The 6339-nt window shown below is 55.5% G+C and carries 9 protein-coding genes and 1 riboswitch; of the genes, 2 read left to right on the top strand and 7 right to left on the bottom strand.

Going from position 1 to position 6339, the window contains the following annotated elements:
* The coding region (locus MUU53_RS22835; RefSeq protein ID WP_247262894.1) for a transposase at window positions 1-179 on the bottom strand (179 nt) is incomplete at its 3' end.
* Window positions 180-283: 104 nt separating this feature from the next.
* On the opposite strand from MUU53_RS22835, the gene MUU53_RS22830 reads away from it, so the two are divergent.
* Window positions 284-535, top strand: a complete 252-nt coding sequence (locus tag MUU53_RS22830; RefSeq protein ID WP_343229133.1) for an aldo/keto reductase — start codon at window positions 284-286, stop codon at window positions 533-535.
* Between the two features lie 53 nt (window positions 536-588).
* Here the strand turns inward: MUU53_RS22830 and MUU53_RS22825 are convergent, their stop codons facing one another.
* The 3 genes from MUU53_RS22825 to MUU53_RS22815 all read right to left on the bottom strand — a co-directional run bounded on the left by MUU53_RS22825 (window position 589) and on the right by MUU53_RS22815 (window position 3595).
* Window positions 589-1269: an energy-coupling factor ABC transporter permease gene (locus MUU53_RS22825; protein WP_062556387.1), complete on the bottom strand. Its 681-nt coding sequence runs from the start codon at window positions 1267-1269 to the stop codon at window positions 589-591.
* 51 nt (window positions 1270-1320) lie between these two features.
* Window positions 1321-1526, bottom strand: a riboswitch (cobalamin riboswitch).
* 66 nt (window positions 1527-1592) lie between these two features.
* Window positions 1593-2939: a histidine kinase dimerization/phospho-acceptor domain-containing protein gene (locus MUU53_RS22820; RefSeq protein ID WP_247262893.1), complete on the bottom strand. Its 1347-nt coding sequence runs from the start codon at window positions 2937-2939 to the stop codon at window positions 1593-1595.
* Window positions 2936-3595, bottom strand: a complete 660-nt coding sequence (locus MUU53_RS22815) for a response regulator transcription factor (protein ID WP_247262892.1) — start codon at window positions 3593-3595, stop codon at window positions 2936-2938. The genes MUU53_RS22820 and MUU53_RS22815 overlap by 4 nt, the downstream gene beginning before the upstream one ends.
* Before the next feature lie 158 nt (window positions 3596-3753).
* Here MUU53_RS22815 and MUU53_RS22810 point away from each other — a divergent pair, with 158 nt between their 5' ends.
* Window positions 3754-4020 carry a PepSY domain-containing protein gene (locus MUU53_RS22810; protein WP_247262891.1) on the top strand — a complete coding sequence of 89 codons (267 nt, stop codon included), beginning with the start codon at window positions 3754-3756 and terminating at the stop codon, window positions 4018-4020.
* Between the two features lie 3 nt (window positions 4021-4023).
* On the opposite strand, the gene MUU53_RS22805 is transcribed toward MUU53_RS22810, so the two are convergent.
* The 3 genes from MUU53_RS22805 to MUU53_RS23465 form a co-directional block, all read right to left on the bottom strand.
* The gene (locus tag MUU53_RS22805) at window positions 4024-4410 is read right to left on the bottom strand and encodes a diacylglycerol kinase (protein ID WP_247262890.1); all 387 of its coding nucleotides are present in this window, start codon (window positions 4408-4410) and stop codon (window positions 4024-4026) included.
* Window positions 4397-6019 (bottom strand): phosphoethanolamine transferase, encoded by a 1623-nt coding sequence (locus MUU53_RS22800; RefSeq protein WP_247262889.1) that lies wholly within the window; start codon window positions 6017-6019, stop codon window positions 4397-4399. Before MUU53_RS22800 ends, MUU53_RS22805 begins: the two co-directional genes overlap by 14 nt.
* 194 nt (window positions 6020-6213) lie before the next feature.
* A partial coding sequence (locus tag MUU53_RS23465) for an allophanate hydrolase-related protein (RefSeq protein WP_425524261.1) occupies window positions 6214-6339 on the bottom strand: 126 nt, incomplete at its 5' end.

Raw genomic sequence — 6339 nt, 5'->3', positions numbered from 1 at the left:
CCCTGCCGTGCCATCGTGCGCCAGGTGGAAAGGCTGTTGGCTCGCAATCCATAGCGCTGCGCAACTTCGTTGACCGTCGTGCCGGGCCTCAGGCTTTCCGAAACAATCTTCGCTTTGATCTCGTCAGGCCAATGTCGGTGAACCTCACGTCCAGGCTTCCTGGTTGTGAGAAACTCCAATCAGGTTGCCATGGAATGTCGATCACAGATCAGGCGACGGCGCACAATGTGGGGGCAGAACACCGGTTACGACAAGGTCCGGGCAATGGCATGGTCACCTCTGGGTGGTGGCCGCCTTTTTTTCAAATGACACAGACTTCGGCAGGACGCTGGATCGCATCGCAGCCGAACAAGGTGTCGATCGCGCAGCCGTTGCCGTCGCGTGGCTACTCGCCCATCCGGCACATATTCTGCCCGTCATGGGTACAAACAATGTTGCACGCATTCGACAGATTGGCGATGCGATGAAAGTCCAGCTTTCGCGTGAGGACTGGTTCGAACTCTATTCCACGGCAGAAGGCCGGGACGTTCCATAACGTCTCGGAGATCGGCGGCCTGCAATCAGGCCGCCGGCTCAGGGATCACAGCGTCAGGCTGCCTGATGCAGACGACGGCTGAAAATCGGGCCCTGGCTGTATTTGCGCAAAGATTTCGCCGCTGCAAGCACGGCCAGATCGACCAACGGCTCAATGAGGATGACGCTCATATAGGCCACGCCGAAACTTCCAATGCTCACGAGATTTTCGACCGTGAACCCGTGGCCATAGAGCGCCCAGAAGGCCACCCAGGCAACAATACCACCCTGATAGGCGGTAGACAGGGTAAATGCCTGACGATAGGTCACATCAACATAGGCCGTGCGGGCCGGAATAAGTTTGGCCGCAAGCTGGCTGATGGCCCAAAGCGGAACGAGCAAGGTCGTTACGTTCATGCCATACTGAGGAAGATCGAACGGCGAGAAGAACAGGCCCTGGATGAGGAGGCCGGCGGCAAGCCCAATGGACGCAGCACCTGCGCCGAACATCAGGAACAGGGTCGACCCAAGAATGAGGTGAACTTCGGAAACGCCGACCGGATGATGCGGCAAGACCTCGAAAAAGCCGAAGACGAGAACAGTCGTAATGGCGCTGCGCAACGCGAGCGACGCGACACCGCCATCCCGACGAACACTGTCTGTTGCCATTTTGGCTGTCAGCCCCAGCGCGGCCAATGCTGTCGCGTAGCTGAGAACGATTTTTGCGCCGTCAACGACGCCCGGTTCAATATGCATATCTGCCTCCCCGCGCCCACCGCGCGGTCGATTGGTGTGTCATAATCGGACGAATGTCCGCCTTTGATGGCAGGTCTCCTGGCTTGCGATTCGCAGCTTCATCCCCCTTCCCGGCCCTGACGCCAGTGGATAACGGATGTCGCTCCTCGCCTACAGTTGCGGGGGCAGCCGTGGCCTTGGCAACTTGCGTTGCATCACCACATTCCCTTTTCACCGGTTACTCATGGGCAACCGAGACCATCACCGGCAAGCCTAAAACTGTTTTTGTGCGCAGCGCAATCCCGTTCACGGCGATTTCACGAGAAAACAACTGTGAGACAGAATCACGGGTCGCGAAATACGATGCTCGCATCGAAACGAGACTGGTCGGGCGCCAGCGGCGTGGCAGTCAGTTCCAGTTGCGCGCCCATCTGGGTCGCCAGCCGTTCCACGATGGCGAGCCCGAGACCCGAGCCGGGATGAAGCGAATGGCCTCGCACGAAGCGCTGTCGCAGCTTTTCCGGAGCAAGCAAAGTCTTGGTCGACGTAAGGTTCGATACGCGCAAGCCATCCGGTTTCAGGTGTACGTCAACATGCGTGTCAGGCAATCGGTAGGCGAGAGCATTTTCGACCAGATTACGGGCAGCAATGGCAAAGGCGTCCGGATCTACCTCGCGAGAAAGGACCATTTTCTCCGGACGATGGTAGTGAAGAACCGAGCCACTCTGCCTGTTGCGCAAGAATTCTTCCATCACGATGTCAAGGATCGTCGACAGGTCCGAAGTAACCGCAGACTTACCGATGCCCGCATCGGCTCGCGCAAGCTGCAACAGCTTTTCCGTCAACACGGAGAGCTTCCTGAGCGCTGCGTCAACCTGCCTGGCGCGATCCCGGGTCTGTCCGTCCTGAAGCTCGGAAAGCAGAAGCTGGCTTTGTGCAAGTGCACCTGCAATGGGTGTTCGCAACTCGTGGGCGCTGTTGGCGGTCAAGGAACGTTCTGCTTCCAGCGCATCGTCCACTCGCTTGATCAGAAGGTTGACGGATTGCTGGATCGGTTCGAGCTCGATAGGCAGATCCTTGAGATCAATGGGTGCAAGATTCCCGCTGTCGCGCAAGCCGATAACGCGCTTCAAACGATCCACCTCGCTGACGTTGCGACGCACGAACCAACTGACGGCAATCAGACTCGCCGGCAGGAGCAGGAGAAGCGGCATCAGCAGTGCCGTAACGCCCTCAATCGAGGCCTCCCGCCGATGGTCCAGCGAATCGGCGACTTGTACGAAGATGCTGCCACTGACGGCAGCAACCGTGAATATGCGTTTTTCGTCGCCACTCCAGAAGCCTTCCACCAGCGGCGCTTCGTACGGATCGGCACTGACATTATGCGAATGCAGCAGCACGCGACCGGAGCCATCCCGAACCTGATAGGTCAAATACTCATCTGGCACGTTTTCGCGCAACGCCGTCAGCTTCCGGGGAGCGCTGGTATCCTCTCGCGTGTAGAGGTCATCAATGACCAGAGGTGCCAGTCGTTCTGCTGTCTCCTGAAGAGCGCTGTCGAAAACCTCGCCCATTTCCTCCTGCATGACAGAAAAGGCAAGTCCTGCAGCCAGCAGCCAGAAAGCCAATAGGGTCAATCCGAGCGAAATGCGCAGTTCGCGTGCAATGCTGCGGGGCCTCGGCATACTCATTCAGCCACCCGATAGCCGATACCGCGAACTGTTTCGACAATCTCCTTCCCCAGCTTGCGCCGAAGACGGCTCACATAAACCTCAACGGTATTGCTTTCGATTTCGGCACCAAAAGCATAGAGCGCTTCTTCGATCTGGGACTTGGATACGATGGAATTGCGTCGCGCAAGAAGGCATTCAAGCACAGCCCACTCACGCGCGGAAAGAGAAATGCGCTCACCGGTCTTTCCCTCGATGCGATGTTCGGATGGATAGACCTCGAAGCCGGCCAGTTCGACCATCGGCGTCTGACTGGCGCCGTATCGTCTGGAAACCGCATGGATACGCGCTTCCAGTTCATCCAGGTCGAAGGGCTTGACCAGATAGTCGTCAGCACCTGCATTCAACCCTGCGATCCGGTCAGATATCTGGTCATGCGCGGTCAGAACGATGACCGGTATCATCTGCTTCTTCAGCCGGATGTGCTTGAGAATATCAAGGCCGCTTCCATCGGGCAGGCGAAGATCGAGAAGAACCAGCGCGTAATCAACACCAGCGAGACAGGCAAGCGCACTCTCCTTGTCTTCCGCCAGATCCACTGCATGGTTGTGCCGGGTGACGTGAGTGCGCACCGCATCCGCCAGTGTTGCATCATCTTCTACAAGCAGGATACGCAAGGGAACTTGTCTCCATTTCGTACCTATATCTGTACCATCAAGCTGTCTCGGAGCTGAAATCGGAACGCCATGATAATTTGATGAACCTCTCCATTTTTCAGGTAGATGTCAGCTGAGGAATACAGCGTGCCCAACGAATAATGGCTGGAGCAAATTACATGAAACGTCTCGTCGCGGTTGCGATTGTCGCCTATGCCACTGGGTCGGCAGGCTTTGCCAGCGAACGGTGCGATGTGCCAGTTGCGGATTGGCAACCGCGTAAGGTCTTACAAGCAAAGCTCGAAAGCGATGGCTGGAAGGTGAGATCCATACGGACCGAAGATGGTTGCTATGAAGCTTTCGCCATCAATGCTGAAGGGGAGAATGTGGCCGCCTTTTTCAATCCGAAAAGCCTTGAGATCCTCGATACAAAGATCGAGCATTAGATGTTAGCCAAGGATCAACCGAACCGTCGTATCCAGCATCAAAATTCCCCAGGCGAGAAGCCCGCAGAAAACTGCAAATGAGCCGAGATCTTTCGCATGCCGTCCGGTGGCTGAAAATTCGGGCGAGATACGGTCGATGATCTCTTCGATGGCTGTATTGATCGCTTCCAACGCCACGACGATCAGGAAGACGCCGATGAGGATCAGAAAGCGCTCAACGCTTGCGCCTATCACAGCGAAGAAGACAAGTGACGCCAGCATTGCGAGGCACTCGTGACGAAATGCCGCTTCCTGCCACAACCTTCTGGCACCTGAAACGGAATATCGCTGTGCCGCACAAAGATGCTTTATTCCCGTTATCTTGCGTGGAATCTCATCAGGATTTTGCATTCGATGCCTTGCAGGAACCGTAAATATCGAGCTTTGGATCTTTTACCTTGGTTTCTACATGCATCAAGCCCAGCACCGTATGAAAGAGATTGTCGTGCGAGACGGGCTCTTTTTCCAGCCTATCAATGCATTCTGACTCGATGCCCCGCCTGGCTTCATCTCCCAGCCAAAGAACAAAGGGAATATGTGTCTGCTGTTCCGGCGCAACGAGCCACGGCGCACCATGAAGGAACAGGCCCTTTTCACCCAGCGATTCCCCGTGATCCGACATGTAGATCATCGATGGTGAGAGGCGGTCCTGCTGCGCGCTCAACTTGTCGATAATGCTCGCAAGGACATGGTCCGTGTAGACGATCGTGTTATCATAGGCGTTGATGATCTCATCGCGATGGCATTTGGAGAATTCCGAAGAGCGGCAATCAGGCTGGAAGATCTTGAACGCGTCGGGATAGCGCGCGTAGTAAGCAGGACCGTGGCTGCCAAGCTGATGCAGAACCAGAACCGCGTCTTCGCTGACAGTTTTCAGCCAGCCGTCGAGACGATCGAGAAGTATGTCATCCCAGCATTCGCCGCCATTACAGAAGCGAGCGTCGTTGGAGTTGAAGAGATCGCTATAGAGGATACGATCAGCCACACCCTTGCTGCCAGTATTGTTATCCAGCCACTCGGTCCGCACGCCCGCATGGACCAGAACATCCATTAGGTTTTCTTGCGCAAGTGCTTTCGCATGCGCGTAACCGTTCTGGCCCAGGTTCGAAAACATGCAAGGAACAGAGATGGCGGTCGCTGTTCCGCAGCTCGTGGCTTTGGTGAAGTAGAAAATGTCTCGCTTCGAAAGCTCAGGATTCGTCGGGCGTTCGTAACCGCCGAGCTGGAAGCTGGAGGCACGCGCCGTTTCGCCGACGACGACAATGGTTACTCGGGGCTTTCTGTGTGAGGCCTTGAGTGCATCTGCCACCTTCGCATCGCGGCCAAGCGGCTTTACGACGATGTTCTTTTCGGCAGTGGCCTTGCGCACATAGGTGACTGCGTTGATCATCGGGAAAACAGGATTCAACATCTCGAACCAATCGTGGTTCTGGCGCCGCGCGAAACTGTAAATCCCCGCATGAGACAGCCCGGCAACGGCGAAGATGACAAGAGAGGGAATAATAACGGCCAGGTTGCGCACGACTTTGCTGAAAAAGTTCCGATGGCGGATCTTCACCCACGCGATCAACAGACTGGGCAAGAGTGCGTAGAGACACATGTGCAGTATGAAGCCTGCAGTGATCAGATGGCTGGCTTCTGCAGTGTTCGTCTCCGCTGCATTTCTGATCATATCGTCGTCAATGATGACGCCAAACTGATCCATGAACCAGGCGGACGAGGCAGCCGTCCAGATGAACACGATCAGCAACGGCTTCATCAGATATTTGACCGAGAAGCTTACGAATAATGCAATGAATGCGAATGTAATACCGATGGCAAAGGCTGCGATGGCCAGGTTCTGACCTGCCATGATATCGAATGTCTTTGCCCAGAATGTTCGGTTCAGGAGCAACAGGATATAGACCGAGACTATGATGCTCAGCAGGATACTTCCCAGGATTGGGCGTTTGAACGTCATAGGCTCCGACTCTGTCATTATCGATTATGGTCGAGATTGTTCGACCAGGTTCAGTGACCAGCACTGATAACCGAAGCTGACAGCAGCCTGAATACGTAGTTTTTGTGACACACGCTAAGTTGACCAATCAAACTTCTTGCATACAACGAGCGACTGAGCCCATCGCGTGCCCGCAGTGAGCTATTCCGTTTGGTCTACGCTTTCACGGTGTCACCGGCTTGCCTGATGCTTGCAATATAGGCGCGCCAACCGCCAAGAGCTGTGATCTCTCTGGCGTTCCCAAGCGCGTAAGGCTCGCACAGGAAACCAGACACCTGTGA

The sequence above is a fragment of the Affinirhizobium lemnae genome (genome assembly GCF_022968395.1).
GTDB lineage: Bacteria > Pseudomonadota > Alphaproteobacteria > Rhizobiales > Rhizobiaceae > Neorhizobium > Neorhizobium lemnae.
The sequence above is the reverse complement of the archived record's forward strand: the minus strand, read 5'-3'. Positions and strand labels throughout refer to the sequence as shown.

Excerpts from the sequence above, each read along its gene's own strand:
- MUU53_RS22825 (WP_062556387.1), bottom strand. The coding sequence starts at position 1,269 with ATGCATATTGAACCGGGCGTCGTTGACGGCGCAAAAATCGTTCTCAGC.
- MUU53_RS22820 (WP_247262893.1), bottom strand. The coding sequence starts at position 2,939 with ATGAGTATGCCGAGGCCCCGCAGCATTGCACGCGAACTGCGCATTTCG.
- MUU53_RS22810 (WP_247262891.1), top strand. The coding sequence starts at position 3,754 with ATGAAACGTCTCGTCGCGGTTGCGATTGTCGCCTATGCCACTGGGTCG.
- MUU53_RS22805 (WP_247262890.1), bottom strand. The coding sequence starts at position 4,410 with ATGCAAAATCCTGATGAGATTCCACGCAAGATAACGGGAATAAAGCAT.
- MUU53_RS22800 (WP_247262889.1), bottom strand. The coding sequence starts at position 6,019 with ATGACGTTCAAACGCCCAATCCTGGGAAGTATCCTGCTGAGCATCATA.